General features: G+C 44.8%; 10 protein-coding genes. 7 read left to right on the plus strand and 3 right to left on the minus strand.

Annotation, left to right across the window (positions count from 1 at the left end; all coding sequences use genetic code 11):
• Positions 1–275 precede the first annotated feature (275 nt).
• Positions 276–1,976, minus strand: coding sequence for an SgrR family transcriptional regulator (locus tag ERJ70_RS03915; RefSeq protein WP_209367305.1), 1,701 nt, complete (start codon positions 1,974–1,976; stop codon positions 276–278).
• A 123-nt stretch (positions 1,977–2,099) separates the two neighbouring features.
• Here ERJ70_RS03915 and ERJ70_RS03920 point away from each other — a divergent pair, with 123 nt between their 5' ends.
• The 6 genes from ERJ70_RS03920 to ERJ70_RS03945 all read left to right on the plus strand — a co-directional run bounded on the left by ERJ70_RS03920 (position 2,100) and on the right by ERJ70_RS03945 (position 9,593).
• Positions 2,100–3,362 carry an MDR family MFS transporter gene (locus tag ERJ70_RS03920; protein WP_209367307.1) on the plus strand — a complete coding sequence of 421 codons (1,263 nt, stop codon included), beginning with the start codon at positions 2,100–2,102 and terminating at the stop codon, positions 3,360–3,362.
• A gap of 164 nt (positions 3,363–3,526) precedes the next feature.
• Entirely contained in the window at positions 3,527–3,865 is a 339-nt protein-coding gene (locus tag ERJ70_RS03925) for a hypothetical protein (RefSeq protein ID WP_209367309.1), read from the plus strand.
• Positions 3,866–3,949: 84 nt separating this feature from the next.
• Entirely contained in the window at positions 3,950–5,110 is a 1,161-nt protein-coding gene (gene yhbH, locus ERJ70_RS03930; RefSeq protein WP_209367311.1) for a sporulation protein YhbH, read from the plus strand.
• Positions 5,111–5,623: 513 nt separating this feature from the next.
• A complete protein-coding gene (locus tag ERJ70_RS03935; protein ID WP_209367313.1) occupies positions 5,624–6,145 on the plus strand; it encodes a hypothetical protein in 522 nt (173 codons plus the stop codon).
• A 425-nt stretch (positions 6,146–6,570) separates the two neighbouring features.
• Positions 6,571–7,761: a NupC/NupG family nucleoside CNT transporter gene (locus ERJ70_RS03940; RefSeq protein ID WP_209367315.1), complete on the plus strand. Its 1,191-nt coding sequence runs from the start codon at positions 6,571–6,573 to the stop codon at positions 7,759–7,761.
• A 401-nt stretch (positions 7,762–8,162) separates the two neighbouring features.
• Positions 8,163–9,593 (plus strand): aldehyde dehydrogenase family protein, encoded by a 1,431-nt coding sequence (locus ERJ70_RS03945; RefSeq protein WP_209367316.1) that lies wholly within the window; start codon positions 8,163–8,165, stop codon positions 9,591–9,593.
• A 745-nt stretch (positions 9,594–10,338) separates the two neighbouring features.
• On the opposite strand, the gene ERJ70_RS03950 is transcribed toward ERJ70_RS03945, so the two are convergent.
• A complete protein-coding gene (locus ERJ70_RS03950; protein ID WP_256439090.1) occupies positions 10,339–11,721 on the minus strand; it encodes an MATE family efflux transporter in 1,383 nt (460 codons plus the stop codon).
• A 102-nt stretch (positions 11,722–11,823) separates the two neighbouring features.
• Between ERJ70_RS03950 and murG the strand changes: the two genes are divergently transcribed.
• Complete coding sequence (gene murG / locus ERJ70_RS03955; RefSeq protein ID WP_209367318.1) at positions 11,824–12,909, plus strand: undecaprenyldiphospho-muramoylpentapeptide beta-N-acetylglucosaminyltransferase; 1,086 nt, start codon at positions 11,824–11,826, stop codon at positions 12,907–12,909.
• A gap of 495 nt (positions 12,910–13,404) precedes the next feature.
• Here the strand turns inward: murG and ERJ70_RS03960 are convergent, their stop codons facing one another.
• Complete coding sequence (locus tag ERJ70_RS03960) at positions 13,405–16,509, minus strand: MMPL family transporter (RefSeq protein WP_209367319.1); 3,105 nt, start codon at positions 16,507–16,509, stop codon at positions 13,405–13,407.
• Between the last annotated feature and the right edge of the window lie 11 nt (positions 16,510–16,520).

Here is a 16,520-nt window from a genome sequence, read left to right on the forward strand (position 1 = left end):
GAGCGTTTTTTCTATTCATTCAGACGGAGTATTTACCTTACCGCAACAGCGAATTTTGCAACGAGGATAAGCATAGGGATTAAAACTTTTCACTTTAGTTATCTTGAGGAACGCTTTAGAACTCGAATTAGAAGTCATCTTGCTAAAATCAGGCGTGGAAACGAAGAAAAAAGACCTTCGTCTAGTGAATGAAGGACGAAAGGAGGTGCGGAAACGTTCAGCGAATGAGGAAGACTGCCAAGCTATAAATTTGATCAGACTCCCTCAGTCGTCTGTTATTTCACCCACAACTTTCGGAAATCTACCTGGCCAAATGATTTAAAGCGGATATCCTGGATCATCGGGTGGAAGATTCTGTTTTTAATAGGATGATGTTGAAAAAGGATCAGATGGTTGTCCTTCAAGTAATCTTCCATCACATCAATGATTTTTTCCCTTTCCTGATTGGTTGTGGACTGTTTGAATGCTTCCAGCCAGTTGTCGATTTTTTCGAGCTGGTCTGGTGCCATAAAACGTCTGAATAACAGGACTTCATTGTAAAAGGCGCCTAAAAAGGATAAGTGATAGTCTGATGTCGAAACTTCCCCCATGAAAACCATATCTGCCGTGTCGTCGAAAGTAAATGAGTAAAAGTCTTCCAAACTAAAGCTGTTCAACTCTAGCCTAATGCCGTATTGGGAAGCTTGTCGCTGAAACCATGCGGCTTCTTCTTTTGCTTTCGGAAAATCGAGGCAATACAGCTGCAATGGTTCCCCTTGATAACCGGATAACTGCAGTAATCCTGGCACCTGTTCTATGTCTCTGCTGCGTTGTCCTGATTTCCACGGAAAAAAGCTGGTGGCTTCCACAGGTATTTCCAGCCCCAAAGCGTGGTGCATTTTATACGGGTCAAGCAAGTGAAACAACGCTGTCCGGAAATGCGGGTTTTGTACTGCAGTTTGTTTGGTGAAATTGAAAGCGAGAAAGCGAAAGCCGGTTTCCACTTCTTTTTTCTGAATGCCCTCCTCGAATGCTTCGTCAACACTTATGTTATAGGTGACGGTTTTCACCGTATCCATCGATATCTTCCAAAATTCAATCCGGTCTAAAAAAGGACGCTCGAGAAAGTATTGGTCAAAGGCTTCCAAAACAATCCGCTTTTTGTTGCGTTCCTTCAGGCGAAACGGCCCCGTGCCAATCCATTGGTGTTCGTCAAAAGGTACATCCTTGGGCAGGATGGATAGATTGATACTGCTCAAATAGCGAAGAAAAAAGGGATTAGATCTGTTTAACTTAATGGTGATTTGATATCTGTTTGGACAGTTGATTTCCGAGATATCGCTTACAAGCCAGTAAAACGGTGTGCCGGGTTTAAACCGTTCCAATGTATGCTTGACATCGCCGCTTGTGAAAACGCCTTGATGATGGAAACGTACTCCTTTTCGCAAGTAAAAAGTCCAAGTGGTATTGTTTTCATCTACCTGCCAATGATGGGCGAGACGGGGGCGGATTTCATCTCTTTTTCCACTATACGTGACGAGCGTATCACCGAGTTGCTGGATCATGTGATTTTCAACGGTTATCGAACTGTAAACCGGATCAAGCGTACTTAAATCCCGAGAGATAATCGTGCGCAGAACGTCCTTCTCCTGCTTCAACTCCTGCATACCGAACATTTTTTGCAGCTGCGGCGAGATAGTTGCAACCCATACTTTGGGTATAGGGAGCTGCAACAAGTGGATAAGATCATCCAGTTTATCTTGCTGCATGGATTCTTGAACAAACTGTTCGACCTCTTTTTGAAACGATTGACGGAAGGTTAAACGGGATGGATTTCCTCTGCCGATTCCGGGCGTATAGGTTAATTTGTCTTCTTCCTCGAATTTCTTCAGCTTTCGTTTGACATTTTTTCTCGTGCAAAACCAAAGCGTTTCCAGTTCCTCAAATTTAAAAGTAACCTGTTTATTTTGTTCTTTGCTATATAAATGGGCCCGCAATGTATAATACGATAAATCCTTGATAAGCTACACCTCCAGAAAAGGGGACATTAATAGATTGATTATACCCTTTTTACCCCTTTTAAGAAAAGGCAAAATAGAAAGCAGAAGGAGGGGTACCGCATGTTCAAGTCACTGCACCCAAATATTCGCGTTCGTATTTATACTTTTTTTCTTAGCCGGATCATCGGTTCGATGATTTTTCCGTTTATGGCGATTTACTTCACCGATAAAATCAATGCGGCTGCTGCTGGAATGTTATTGTTGATCAATGTGGTCGTTCAGTTTATGGCTGGTTTGTATGGAGGTTTTCTTGCGGATAGGCTCGGCAGAAAACGGTTGATGGTTATGGGAGAGACAATGAAACTGTTTGCTTTTATCGGGATGTTACTGGTCAACGCTCCTTGGGGAACATCAGCGATTGCGACCTTTGCCATGATGCTTGTCATCAGTGTTGCAACCGGATTTATCAACCCGGCTGCCGAAGCAATGCTGATTGATGTCAGCACAAAAGAAACGAGGGCATTCATGTATTCGATCAACTACTGGGCTGTCAACCTTTCGTTGATGCTCGGGCTGATGATAGGCGGATGGTTGTTTAAAACGCATTTCTTCGAATTGTTGATTGGACTGGTGGGGATGAGCGTCATCACGCTATGGATGACCAGTGTCTTAATCAAGGAGACGTTGCAAACGGAAAAGTCAGCGGCTCCAAAACATTACGGACTGCTTCCGTTGCTGCGGAGCTATCAGACCGTCATAAAAGATTTACCATTCGTATTGTTCACGCTTGGCGGGATTGCAATTTTGTCGTTGGAATTCCAGCGCAACAACTTTATCGCCGTCCGGCTGGAACAGGATATTGTTCCTAGGGCATTTACCTGGATTGAAGGACACGACGTGTTGGTCGACGGTGTTAGATTGCTTAGCCTGCTGACGGTGGTCAATACGGTTATGATTGTCCTGTTTACGGCGGTGATTTCCAACTGGATTAAGAATAAACCGGAACAGCCGATTATGTATGCTGGTTTTATCCTGTTCGGAAGTGGCTATGCGTTCATGGCATTTTCCAACCATATTCCAGGTTTATTCCTGGCTGTTGTGGTGCTTTCCATCGGTGAATTGCTGTACGTGCCGACCAGGCAGTCTATGCTCGCTGATATTGTTGATGACAGCAAACGCGGAGCTTATATGGCATTTAACGGGTTTGTCTTCCAAGTCGGAAAAATGTTCGGTGCACTGGGCATTATCGTCGGAGAAGCAATCGGCGGAATGAGCATGGCTGTATTGTATATCTTATTCATCCTATTCGGAATAGCATTCACTCGTGTCGCCATTATCAAGAAATCCATAGCCGTTCCAGCTGGAAGCCGCTTGCATTCCTAACCATGGGGACAGCAAACCGTGGGGACAGTCCCCCAACAAACTGCAGTGTTAGCGCGACGCAGTGTTACTTGGGTGGGGGCCTGTCCCTGCCACTCCGTTTTAGAGTAAAATTCGGTATGTCTCATACTATCTGTATATTTTCTGAGAGGTGAGGGCAGCTGGTTATGAAACCTTTTAGGTCTTTGAAGAAAAAGCTGAAGGAACAAAAGCGGAAACACGAGGCTGTGACGAACATGACTTCTTTACAGGATAATATCGCCTATTTTGTGGATGCTTTTCATCACTCCGATGATATAAAGCTGCGGATTTTGGAAGAAAAAGATCTTACAAAGGAAGCAAAAGCAATTACAGGAAGTGAATTCCGAGGCGCTCGGTATTGGACGAAGACTGCAAGCGTATCACCCAAAGACCTGGAAAAGCTTGATTGGAATAAGGCTTATGCCGACATCGAAATCAATCCTACCATCACTTTTGAAATTCAATCACACGGAATTACCAACTAAAGAGACCGTCCAATTATCAAAATCTTTAATCAAATAAACCTGTCTTGCATACTATAGAAATAATCAAACAAAGGAGGGTAATAGATGGCTGATTCGAAAAGTTTTGTGATTTCAGAAGAAGATTGGTCCCTCCATAGAAAAGGGTTCGATGACCAGAAGCGCCACCAAGACAAAGTCCAGGATGTATTACGTAAAAAGCTGCCCGATTTAATAACGGAAGAGAACATCATTATGTCCCGGGGGAAGGATATGGTACGGATTCCGATTCGTTCCCTCGATGAATATAAAATCCGTTACAGCCAGGATAAAAACAAACATGCAGGGCAGGGTGACGGCGACAGCAACGTGGGGGATGTCGTGGCAAGCGACGGCAGACCACAGAAAGCCGCCGGAAACGACTCGGGTGCCGGTGACCAGGCAGGGCATGACTATTATGAAGCAGAGGTTTCTTTTGAGGAATTGGAAGAAGCTTTTTTTCATCAATTGGAGCTGCCCAACCTGCAAGAAAAGGAAAAAGACAATATCGTTACCTCTCATTTTGAATTCCGGGATATCCGGAAAAAGGGGCTGACCGGCAATATCGACAAAAAGCGGTCGATGCTGGAAGCTTACAAACGCAATGCAATGGCCGGCAAATCAGGATTCAATCCGATATATCCGGAGGACCTCCGTTATAAAACGTGGGACGATATCGAGAAGCCGGAATCGAAGGCGGTTGTGTTGGCGATGATGGACACGAGTGGATCGATGGGATTATTTGAAAAATACGTGGCCAGAAGCTTCTTTTTCTGGATGGCCAAATTTCTGCGTTCCAAGTATGAAACGGTAGACATCGAATTTATCGCCCATCACACCGAAGCAAAGGTAGTGGATGAGGAGTCGTTTTTCACTAAAGGGGAAAGCGGAGGGACCATTTGCTCTTCCGCCTATCGAAAGGCATTGGAAGTCATCGATTCCAAATATCCACCGGAACAGTATAACATTTATCCTTTCCATTTCTCAGACGGTGATAATTTAACATCGGATAATCGGAGATGTGTGTCGCTTGTCGAGGAATTAATTGAAAAATCAAGCATGTTCGGTTATGGGGAAGTCAATCAGTACAACCGCCATTCTACTTTAATGCAAGTCTACAATAAAATAGAATCACCGAAATTTCGCTATTATATTCTCCGAAAAAAGGCAGACGTATTTTATGCGATGAAACGTTTTTTTAACAACCAGCAAGAAGAAGTTCTTTCTTAGAAGGCTCAAAAAGAATACCTTAAGCAGTTCCGTTTCTATGGAGAAAACACGAAATAGCATCCTGATTAGCAGGGCCGAATCGTATATGATTCGGTCTCTTGTTTTTCTTGAAAATTGTGGGTAATAACCGTTGATTTAGTAAACAGAGCAGCAATCCTACTAACATAATGGCAACAGTGTAATTACTAGTTTTTTTGTAAGCTGAATTTTTAAGACTAACGGTCCAGAACCAAACATTCCGGGGGAAAGGCGGACAAGTTTTTTTATGGACGAGCATTTTGGACTTGGTGACCACAATTGGCAGTACTGAGATGACCAAATAAAAATGTTGAAGTGGCTGCCGCTTAAATAGTGAATCACAACGGAAAGTGCCTGGACTGGTATCTTCCGTTTTTGCTGTTCAATGAAAAGCTGAAAATAGCAGGTTATTCTAAAAATCGGGATATTTCGCTAAAACCATTTAGCTGGTATGGAATAAATGGTAAAATGGTGGAAAAAAGGAGGATCATTCTGTTGTCGTCATTGCATTTTTTTCTACCACGAATATTTCTACTTATGTCTTTCCTGCTATTTCTGGCAGCATGTCAGCAGTCATCCTCCATTCCAGAAGGGTTTTATGATTACCAAAAAGAAAAGGCAGAAAGTGCAGCGGCTGAGCTTTCGTTTTCCCCGGATTTACCGGAATACGTGCCGATGGAAGTCGCTTTCCTGGTGTCAGACCGTTATTATCTGAAAGACAATGAGAACGAGGCACTGGATATCAGTTTCTATACACAGGAAAATGACCTGCTGTCCATCCAATTTATGAAGGGGGACATCGATACAGGGCTTGTCGAAGCAGAAACAGTCACAATCGACGACCAGCTGGAGGGCAAATATGTCGATAATTCGTTTGCAAAAATACTCAGCTGGAAGCGGGATGGCATCACTTACAAAATGTCTTATCGGGAAAATACATTAGGAGTCAGCCAAGAACAAAAAACCGGTGTGTCCAAGCAAGATCTGGTACAGGTAGCACATTCCTTTCATTCCTGAAAAGAAATTTTTGTTTTGGGGGTCAGTCCCTCCCCTCGTTTTGCGAGGGGAGGGACTGACCCCCAACGTTGTAACAGGTTAAAGGGTTTTGTCTGGTTATTGAAGGGTTTTTTGGGGAAGTAATAAAACTAAATATCGGCGACTAGAGAAAAATGTCGAAATTTCACTTGCATGACGTCTGACAAGCTGTTAAAATCCATAATTGGAAAACAAGGACTGAAAGCATTTTCATTTTAGGTGCATAACTGGAAAAACGTGGTTTGTTTTTGGGCAGAAACCCTCCTTTCTATTACTGGAAGGGAGTCAAATATCACCGATTTTCCAGGCACCCAGTGGTTTTCATGTCTATCATGATAAGTGGATCAGTAGCTGCCCGGTAAGGGATGGCAAATGTTCCGCTAAAGACTTTAAGGGAGGCTCATGCCGTGGATATTCTTCTTGGTTTGCTGGCAATTGTTATCATCCTCGGGATTTCATTTTTATTGTCCAATGACCGCAGCAACATAAATTATAAAGGGATAGCAATCATGCTGATCGCACAGTTGATTACCACTTGGTTTATGTTTAAAACCAAAATTGGTGAGTGGGTGATCACAGGTATTTCCGATGGTTTCAATAAGCTGATTGATTTCGGAATGGAAGGAATCAACTTCGTCGTAGGCGGTTTAATGATTGAAGACGGAGGCAGCGTGTTCTTCTTCAATGTGCTGTTGCTGATCGTCTTTTTCTCCACTATTTTGGCGGTACTCACCCATCTGAAGATTTTGCCGACCATCATCAAGTATTTCGGCGGGTTTTTATCGTATATTACCGGACTGCCCAAGGTGGAATCGTTCAACGCGGTTAATAGTATCTTTTTCGGTCAGTCGGAGGCATTGATTGCAATTAAATCGCAATTCCATCATCTTAGCGACAATCGGCTTTATATAGTCAGTGCTTCCGCAATGGGATCGGTTTCTGCATCAATCGTCGGTGCTTATATTCAAATGCTTCCCGCACAATACGTGTTGGTTGCATTGCCGTTGAATATGTTCAGCTCCCTGATTATCGCGTCCATGATTGCACCAGTGAAAGTGGACAAGCAGGACGACCGGGTCGATATCAAGGAAGTATCAGATTCAAAAAGTATCTTTGAGGCAATGGGGAATGGAGCGCTTGACGGTGGGAGAATTGCTTTGATTGTGGCTGCCATGCTGATTGCTTTCATTGCTTCGCTGGAACTGGTCAACTGGATTATCCAGGCGATTTTCGCAGGTGTAACCCTCCAGCAGATTCTTGGCTATATTTTAGCTCCAATTGGATTCTTGATGGGAATTGCACCAGGAGAGCTTATTCAGGCCGGCGGTATCATGGGTACAAAAATCGTTACCAATGAATTTGTCGCCATGCTGGAATTACAACCGGTAGTTGACACACTTTCCGAAAAAACGGTCGGTATTGTGACGGTATTCCTGACCAGCTTCGCTAACTTTTCTTCAATTGGTATCATCGCAGGTACTGTGCAGGCGATTGATTCGAAAAAAGCCGTTGCCGTTTCAAAATTTGGTCTCAAACTGCTTTTAGGGGCAACATTGGGCTCGATTCTTTCAGCAACAATGGCAGGATTGTTCTTGTAATTTAATAAGGAAAGGTATCCTTAAGATACCAAGGCTGTCGGGACTGCTCGGCAGCCTTTTTTATTCAGAAATTTATCAATCGGGGGCTGAACACAGATTCCCTTTTTGACTTTATTAGTAATTCCGTATATATCCTGTATAAGAGATACCTTGTGCTGAACATCTGCTTGCCATTTTAATTTTTCTAACAACACGTATCGCCAGTAGTGGCGGGAGAAGAGTTCTTCTGTAGGATAAGGCGTCCCAGGTTAAAGCGGATGGAGTAAATGAAATCAACTCTATAAGAAGCAGAGTAAACGACAAAGCAGTTCCCAAAACAGAACAATTAATCATCGGCGACGTTTATATTACAATGTAGGTGGAATGAAAAGTAATATCACGACAAAGAAAGGACGTTGTCTATGTCGGAACAATACAAGTTGTATATCAACGGCCAATGGGTAGAGACCGATGCAACTCAGGATGTACTCGATAAGTATTCGCAAAACACGTATGCAACCGTGTACAAGGCAGGGGAAAAACAGGTCGGCCAAGCAATTTCCAGCGCAGAGTCTGCCTTTCAAAACCATTCGTTATCCCCGTATGAACGCTATGAGATATTAAAAAAAGTCAGTGAGTTACTTGCAGAAAATAAAGACGAATTGGCTCAAACAATTACCAAAGAAGCAGGAAAACCGCTAAAGCAGGCCCGAACAGAAATCGATCGCAGCTCGCAAACCTTTGAAGTTGCAGCGGAAGAAGCCAAACGAATCAGCGGTGAGGGAGTACCGGTCGAAGCTGCACCCGGTTCGGAAAACCGGATGGCATTCACCATCCGTGTTCCAGTCGGAGTGGTCGGTGCCATCAGTCCGTTCAACTTCCCATTGAATTTGGTTTCGCATAAGGTGGCTCCTGCAATAGCGGCAGGCAACGCAGTCGTTTTAAAACCGGCAAGCGCCACACCGATCACCTCTTTAAAACTTGCTGCGTTGTTTGAGCAAGCAGGGCTCCCAGGCGGTCTGTTCAATGTCATCGTCGGTTCCGGTTCGGTCGTTGGCCAGCAAATGATGGAGGATAGCCGTATCCAGCTTTACACGTTTACCGGAAGTGCCAGAGTCGGTTTGAAGTTAAAGCAGACAACCGGGTTGAATAAACTCATCCTGGAACTCGGCAATAACTCGCCAGTAATTGTCGATAAGGAAGCAGATGTCGAGCAGGCTGCACACAACATCGCACAGAAAGGTTTCGCTTTTGCCGGTCAGGTTTGTATATCTGTCCAACGGGTGTATGTGCATGAAGAAATCAAAGAATCCTTCCAGGAGAAGTTACTAGATGCTGTCAAATCGTTGAATGTCGGCGATCCTAACGATCCGGATACCGACGTTGGTCCGATGATCGCTGAATCGGAAGCAGAACGAGCGGAACAGTGGGTGAAAGAGGCAGTTGACAACGGAGCTGAACTATTAACTGGCGGTGACCGAAACGGACCAGTTTTTCAACCGACCGTCGTCAATAATGTAAAAAAAGACATGAAGGTAGTGTGTGAAGAAATTTTTGCGCCGGTAATTAGTTTAATCAGTTACAGTAATCTTGATGACTGTATCGACGAAGTAAATGAATCACCTTATGGCTTGCAGGGCGGCATTTTCACACAAAATCTGGATAGAGCATTTTACGCCGCCAAAAAAGTAGAAGTCGGCGGACTGATGATCAACGACTCTTCCCAGTACCGCGTGGACCTGATGCCATATGGTGGCGTAAAAGACAGTGGATCAGGAAAAGAAGGTCCTAAGTATTCGATTGAGGAAATGACCAATGAACGCTTGATTGTATTGAATTTAAAAAACGGTTGATTATGCGGGAAAGAAAACGAGAAAAAGAGGCCGGGCCAAAAGCATGGCCACTAAAGAAAAAAACCGAACGAATGCTAACTGTCAATCAAATTTGTTCGGTTTTATTGTATATTTTCTTTTTATCCTGTTGTTTGATACGTGCTTCGAATCGCTACGGCAAGATATTACGCGTTCCACGGGCACGGCTTCCACTTCCTCCGAAAGCACCATCCGCCTTCTTGCGGGATTTTCAGCTCGTGCTGTTCCCGTAGGAGTCTCCGTATCTTGCCTTCGCTATGTTTTCGGGCTCTGATTTCCACACGATCAAGACAAGATAAACCATATTCTTTTATTGGCTGATAGGTATCTAAACAGGGAAGAAGACGAAAGGCTTGGGTATTCCTTTATTCTTCTCTTCGGAATTGGAATGTGCGCCAACAGCATAGAAAGGATAAAGAAGTACTCCTGGTTTCCAGGCGGATTCGCTTTCTATCAGTAGCGGCAATAGGCAACACGGAAATTACACCAGAAGAGAAGGTATTTCCATTCAACGCAGGTAAGGTACGCAGACTCCAGCGGGATGAGCGCGAGCTGAAGATCCACTTGGCAAAGCGGTATTCTTTGCCAAGTTAGCTGAAGCCGTGCCCGCGGAAAGAGAAGTATCTTGCCGGAGTGGAAAATTGCACTTTTCATAGGGTAGAACAGTTTGCTGTTTGTTTTGGTCACGATGCTTTTGTCCCAGCCATTGAACGGGAGAAGACTGTTGTTATGCCTCAAGTTGACCAGAAAGCTTGCGTTGCAGAAAAACGAGCCTGCCGTATAAGGTGACGGCTCCTGCGCTTAAGCCGATGATAATGCCCATCCAGTAGCCGAATGGACCGAAATCAGTGAAATTGGCCAGAAGCCAGCCACTCGGAAGGCCAATAAGCCAGTAGGATATCAATGCCATAACCAGTGTGATGTTGACATCTTTATAGCCGCGTAGGGCTCCTTGGAGCGGGGCTCCGACAGCGTCGGCAAACTGAAAGAAAATCGCGTAAAATATAAACTGCTTCGTCAGGCTGATGACGTCCGGGTTGTCGTTATACAACCGGGCCACGGTGTCATCAAGGGTATATAAAATCAATCCGGCAAAAAAAGAAATTGCGATGCCGCAGCTGAGACCGATGTACGAATACACTTTAGCGTCATGCATCCTCCTGCCGCCTATTTCAAACCCAACGGCAATCGTTAAGGCCATCGCAATACTAAGCGGGATCATATATAAATACGATGCAAAGTTGATTGCTGCCTGGTGAGCAGCAATCGTTTCCGTACTATAAACACTCATTAACAGGGTCACTGCTGCAAAGATGCTTGTTTCAAAAAAGATGGCAAAACCAATCGGAACGCCGATGCGTAGCTGTTCCCACCAGGCGTGCAGGGAAGGTCTGCGCCAGTTTTTGAAAACCGTATAAAAGCGGAACGGTTTGTATCGGTAGATAACCCAAACCGCTACAGCGGAGGAAATCCAGTAAGTCAACGACGAGGCGATGCCAGCACCGATACCGCCTAATGCAGGCATGCCCAGCCGACCGAAAATGAACATGTAATTAAATAGTATGTTGAGCGGCAACGATATTAAGATAATCACCATTGATGTTCTTGTGTGACCGAGCGCATCGATGAAACAACGAAGCAGGTTGAATAGAAACAAGGGAATAATCCCGGTTGCCAGTGCTGCCAAATAAAATTTAGCGACATGGGCGACTTCTTCCTCTAAATCCATCCGGTCAAGAATGGGATCGACAACAAAGAAGCCGATGATGGTGACGACTGCAGCCAAACTAATTGATAAATAGATGCCCTGCCGGACTATTTCCGGGACTTCCTTTTCTTTTCCGCCTCCGACTAATTGGGAGACGATTGGAGACAAAGCAAGCAAAATTCCGTTGATCCCGGTAAAAATCGGAACCCATAGGTTAGAGCCAATCGCAACACCCGCCAAGTCCGCGGTGCCAAATTTTCCAGACATGACGGTATCGAAAAAATTCATGGCATATAAGCTTAACTGGGTAATTAAAATGGGAATAAGAATAATCAAGAATAACTTGAGTTTTTGTTGTAGTGAATTTGTCCGGTACATACTGCTCTTCCTTTTTACATTAATTTCGATTAGGATAGAGAGGATTATAGCACATTCCCGATGATTATTATACTTAGGGTTCTTATGGATAAAACAATATGTACAGAAAGAGAGAGGAATTAACAGATGAGTGACAAACGGATATTATTTACGGGCGGCGGTTCCGCCGGCCATGTCATCGTGAACCTTGCAGTCATTCCCCATTTTCAAAAAGAGGGGTGGAAAATAGATTATATCGGTTCGAAAAACGGTATAGAAAAAGAGCTGATCAGCCGCCTGGACAACGTGGAATACCATGAAATATCGACAGGCAAGCTGCGTCGATATTTTTCGAAAGAAAATTTTAAAGATCCTTTCAAGGTGCTGAAAGGAGTGCTGCAATCTTACCGGATTATTGGGAAACGCAAACCATCGGTCATTTTTTCAAAAGGTGGATTTGTCTCCGTACCGGTACTTGCAGCTGCCTGGCTGCGAAAAACACCTGCAGTAATCCATGAGTCGGACTATACACCCGGGCTTGCCAATAAGCTGGCCATTCCTTTCGCCAAGAAAGTGTTGACCACCTTTCCGGAAACGATCCAACACCTTCCGGAAACAAAAGCGGAATGGATCGGGGCGGTAGTACGCGATGAGCTGTTCCAGGGCAACAGGGAAAAAGGGCTTGCTATCGCCAATTTAGACAACAGTAAACCTATATTGTTGATTATGGGGGGGAGTGGCGGCTCCGCCAAAATCAATGGATCAGTCCGAGGCAGTCTGGATGAGTTGCTTGCAGATTATCAAATCATTCATATTTGCGGAAAAAATAACGTGGACCCTTCCATCAAAAAAGAGGGGTATTCGCAGTTTGAGTATGTGAATGAAGAACTGAGCGATTTGTTTGCCGCAACCGATTTTGTTTTATCTAGGGCTGGGTCCAATGCTATCTTTGAGTTCTTGGCTTTGCGAAAACCGATGTTGCTTGTACCGCTTTCTCGGAATGCCAGCCGGGGAGACCAAATTCTAAACGCAAAGTCCTTTCAAAAACAAGGATATGCCCATATGGTCGAGGAAGAGGAATTGACCGGTGACCGGCTTGTAAAGGAACTGAAGCGACTGAAGGAAGAAAAAATGACCATTCTCCGACATATGCGCAATTATGAAAGTCGTGAAGCTAAGCAGCAGGTCATATCAACAATCAAACAAGCAGGCCGCATCGGCAGCCAAAAATAAAGAAGTCGTCGGGAAATCATATACCGCTACATATAAAAGCGTATGGTAGCAGGGCTAGGAGAGAATAAATAGACCACCTTCAAGCATTTGGTTGGCTACGGGATGGAAGAAGCGGCGAACAAGGTAGATTTTCTTTAGATGGGCTTCCTCTCATTCTGTTAGTTGAGGTGTAATCCCAATCGCTACGGCAAGATACTCCGCTTGCCACGGGCACGGCTTCAACTTCCTCAGAAAGTGAATATTTGCATCATGCATAAGAGAAGGGTAGAACGGTTTATTTTTTGCCAAGTTCATTCGACAGGTTAGAGTAAAAAAAGAAAAACCGAGCGAGTTCGAATACATAGCGTTTCGAATCATCGTTCGGTTTTTTCTTTGGCAACGATGCTTTTGCCCCAGCCTCATTTGTACGAAGGTTACTGGGAAGCAAGCCACCTTTCGCTTTTTAATTATCCGACTTCAGCACCTGCCTCTGACCAAGTGCTGAAGCTTTTTTCCTTATTCTTCTTGTTTGCGGTGGAATGGCCACCAGTTCCCTTGTTTGAACAGCCGCACCAAAATCGGTATGAACAGCGGCAGCATGATCACGGCGTATAGGAACAATCCTGTAAGCACTACCGTGGCGATTTGCAGCAGGGATAAGACACCGGCTGGCATCATCGCGCTGAATGTTCCGCCCAGTATTACCGCAGCAGAGATGATAACTGTTCCCATATTTTTCATGGCCGATAACAGGGCATCCTTGATCGTCATGCTTTTGTTTTCGTTAAAACGATCCATCAGGAAGATGCTGTAGTCGATTCCTAATGCAATGAGAATGACAAAAGCAAAGAACGGAACTGCCCAGCTAATGCCTTCATAATCGAGGATGTTGACGAAAATAATTTCGGCAATTCCCATCGACGTATAGTAGGTCAGTACAAGCGAACCAATCAGGTAAATCGGCATTACCAAAGAACGCAGCAGGATGACCAGAATAATAAAGATTCCCGCTAGCATAAAGATGACGGTACGTGAATAGTCCTGATCGGAAATTTCCTGCAAGTCATGGTTTGTACTGCTTACTCCACCAATGGATGTTTTTGAATCCGTAAAAATCGTTCCTTCCTTCGCCTCGTCCACAGCATCCTCTAAATCTCCGATAAAGTTAACCGACTCGGTCGAGTATGGATTGTTGCTCAATACCACTTCAAAAGTCGTAATCTTTTTATCTGTTGACAGATATGGTTCGATACCTTCTTGAAAGTCTTCGTTTTCAATGGCTTCTTCCGGTATGTTGATCGTCGGTTGTTGTTTTGCGGTTGAGAATTCGTCCAAATAGCTTTGTACTTCCGTCAGGCCGTCGGATATTTGTACCAATCCGTCCGATCCTTCATGAAGTCCGTCTGCCAGCTCAGAAAGCTGTGCCTGCATGTCGCTGAAAGCACCCTTCAGTTCTTCCTGGCCGCCGTAAATTTCACTCAACCCTTCCTGCAGGCTCGGTATATTGTTGACGACTTGCTGTTGTCCGTCAGAAGCCTGGTTCAGCCCCGACTGAAGTTCACCGACAGCATTGCTCAATTGGGAAAGACCGTCAGCCAATTGCTCTTGCCCGTCGATGGTACTGGTAAACCCTTGATTTGCTTCCTGTAGACCGGCTAGAACTTGACTTTCAAGCGTGTTGTTTAAACCGGATAACCCAGGCTGGTCATCGGTTCCCTGTACGACAGCAGCCAACTGGCCTTTTGCTGTTTGGAAATCCGGATCCTGGGCAAGGGCTGGATTGTTTTGTTCAGCAGTGTTCAGGCTTTGCAAGGAGCTGGCAAGTACTTGCTCCATTGTTTGGTAGCCTTGCATGAGGGAGTTCAATCCCTGTTCCAATCCTTGATAGCCATTCAGCAGTTCCTGATTCCCATCAATTGTCTGCTGAAGATTGGCTTGAATTGTTTCCAAGTTGCTTTGAATCTCTCCAGCTCCTTGAGCTCCAGAAGCAATCCCGGATTGAATTTCGGACAATGCCGATTGCATCTCGCCAATCCCGTTATTGGCTTGTTGTGTACCATTCATCAGCTCCTCTACTCCGGACTCGGTCTCTTCCAACTGTGGCTGGGATGCCTGAAGCTGATCAGCCGCATCGGAGAAACCAGACTCAATTTCGTCAATACCGTCGGTGCTTTCACCGATTCCGTCACTAAGCTGATCGGTTTGGCTATCGACCGTGAAATCTTCGATCACGGCACCGGCAGGGCGTGTTGCACTTCGTACGGAATCGACTCCTTCCAGAGCCGCGATATTCTGGGAAAGCAGCTCGATATCCTGGTAGTCTTCCGGTGATTCGATTTGTTGATCGGTTTGCAGTACTACGGTGGCAGGCATTGCCTGGCCAGGTCCTACAGAATCTGCAATCCAGTTAAAAGCCTGTACAGAGCCATAGTCATTGCCGATTTCCTCTAAAGAGTTATAGGATTTTTGTCCGTTGTATGCAATCACACTCGGTACGGTGATGACCAAAATGATCAATAAAGAAATAAGCGGCCGTGTCCAGGCGAATGAGCCGACATGTCCCCAAAGTTTACTCTCCTTGTGGGAAACATTTTTATCAAACGGCCAGAACAGCTTCCTGCCAAGAACGACGAGAAAGAACGGTACAAGTGTGGCCAAAGCAATCAAAACGACTGCGACCCCGACCGCAACAGCGACTGCAGATTGATAGAGTGAGAAGGTTGAAAAGCCGATTGTCGAGAAACCGATCAAAACAGCTAGACCAGCAAAGAATATCGTTTTCCCTGCCGCTTTGTATGTGGCCATTACTGCTTCTTTGGTGGTTTCGTGATGCGCCAGTTCTTCTTTAAAGCGACTGATCAGTAAAATACAGTAATCTGTGCCAATTCCAAACATGACGGCGACCATGAAAATTTGCGTAAAGTTTGAGAGCGGAAAATCGACCGTATCTGCCAGAATCGACACAATTCCCTGAGCGGCCAAATAACTGATTCCAACTGTTAGCAGTGGGATAAAAGGTGCTACCACCGACCGGAAAACTAAAAAGAGAATAATCAGGATAATCGCTACGGTGATGTATTCGGTTTTCTTCAGCCCTTCCTGGGAATTGACCATAATATCATCGGAAATGTATGTTTCTCCAGTCAGGTAATGTTCGACCTCTATGGAGGAGGTTGCCTGATAAATTGCATCCCGGGAATCTTGGACTTCACGATCGGCAAGCGATACGTTCATAGGTACCATGATGGTCGTTCCATCTTCCGAAATGACTTGTTCTTCAATCTCTTCGCTATCTTCAAATGACATCACTTCTGAAATCCCCAGTTCTGATTCACGGTCCTGGAGATTGCTGATGCCATCGGCTATTTCCTGTTTTTGGCTATCGTTGATTCCTTCGTCTTCATGGAAGACAAGGACAGCACTCGCCGTGTCTTTGTCCTGGTCATCAGACATTTGTTCCAGCAGTTCGCCCGCTCTCGAAGAGGAGTAACCATCTGGAACTCCAATTTGCCCCTTGTCACGGACTAAATCCTGCAGATTTGGAGAAAACACCAATAAACAAATGGCTGCAGCAATCCAAATAACGAAAACTGCCCATCTGAGTTGAATAATTTTTCTCATGATACGATCCC

It is taken from the genome of Sediminibacillus dalangtanensis, from assembly GCF_017792025.1.
GTDB classification, from domain to species: Bacteria; Bacillota; Bacilli; order Bacillales; family Amphibacillaceae; genus Sediminibacillus; species Sediminibacillus dalangtanensis.

Bases quoted from the DNA above. Each gene is read 5' to 3' on its own strand.
- ERJ70_RS03920 (WP_209367307.1), top strand. From the start codon at position 2,100: ATGTTCAAGTCACTGCACCCAAATATTCGCGTTCGTATTTATACTTTT.
- ERJ70_RS03925 (WP_209367309.1), top strand. From the start codon at position 3,527: ATGAAACCTTTTAGGTCTTTGAAGAAAAAGCTGAAGGAACAAAAGCGG.
- yhbH (WP_209367311.1), top strand. From the start codon at position 3,950: ATGGCTGATTCGAAAAGTTTTGTGATTTCAGAAGAAGATTGGTCCCTC.
- ERJ70_RS03945 (WP_209367316.1), top strand. From the start codon at position 8,163: ATGTCGGAACAATACAAGTTGTATATCAACGGCCAATGGGTAGAGACC.
- murG (WP_209367318.1), top strand. From the start codon at position 11,824: ATGAGTGACAAACGGATATTATTTACGGGCGGCGGTTCCGCCGGCCAT.
- ERJ70_RS03960 (WP_209367319.1), bottom strand. From the start codon at position 16,509: ATGAGAAAAATTATTCAACTCAGATGGGCAGTTTTCGTTATTTGGATT.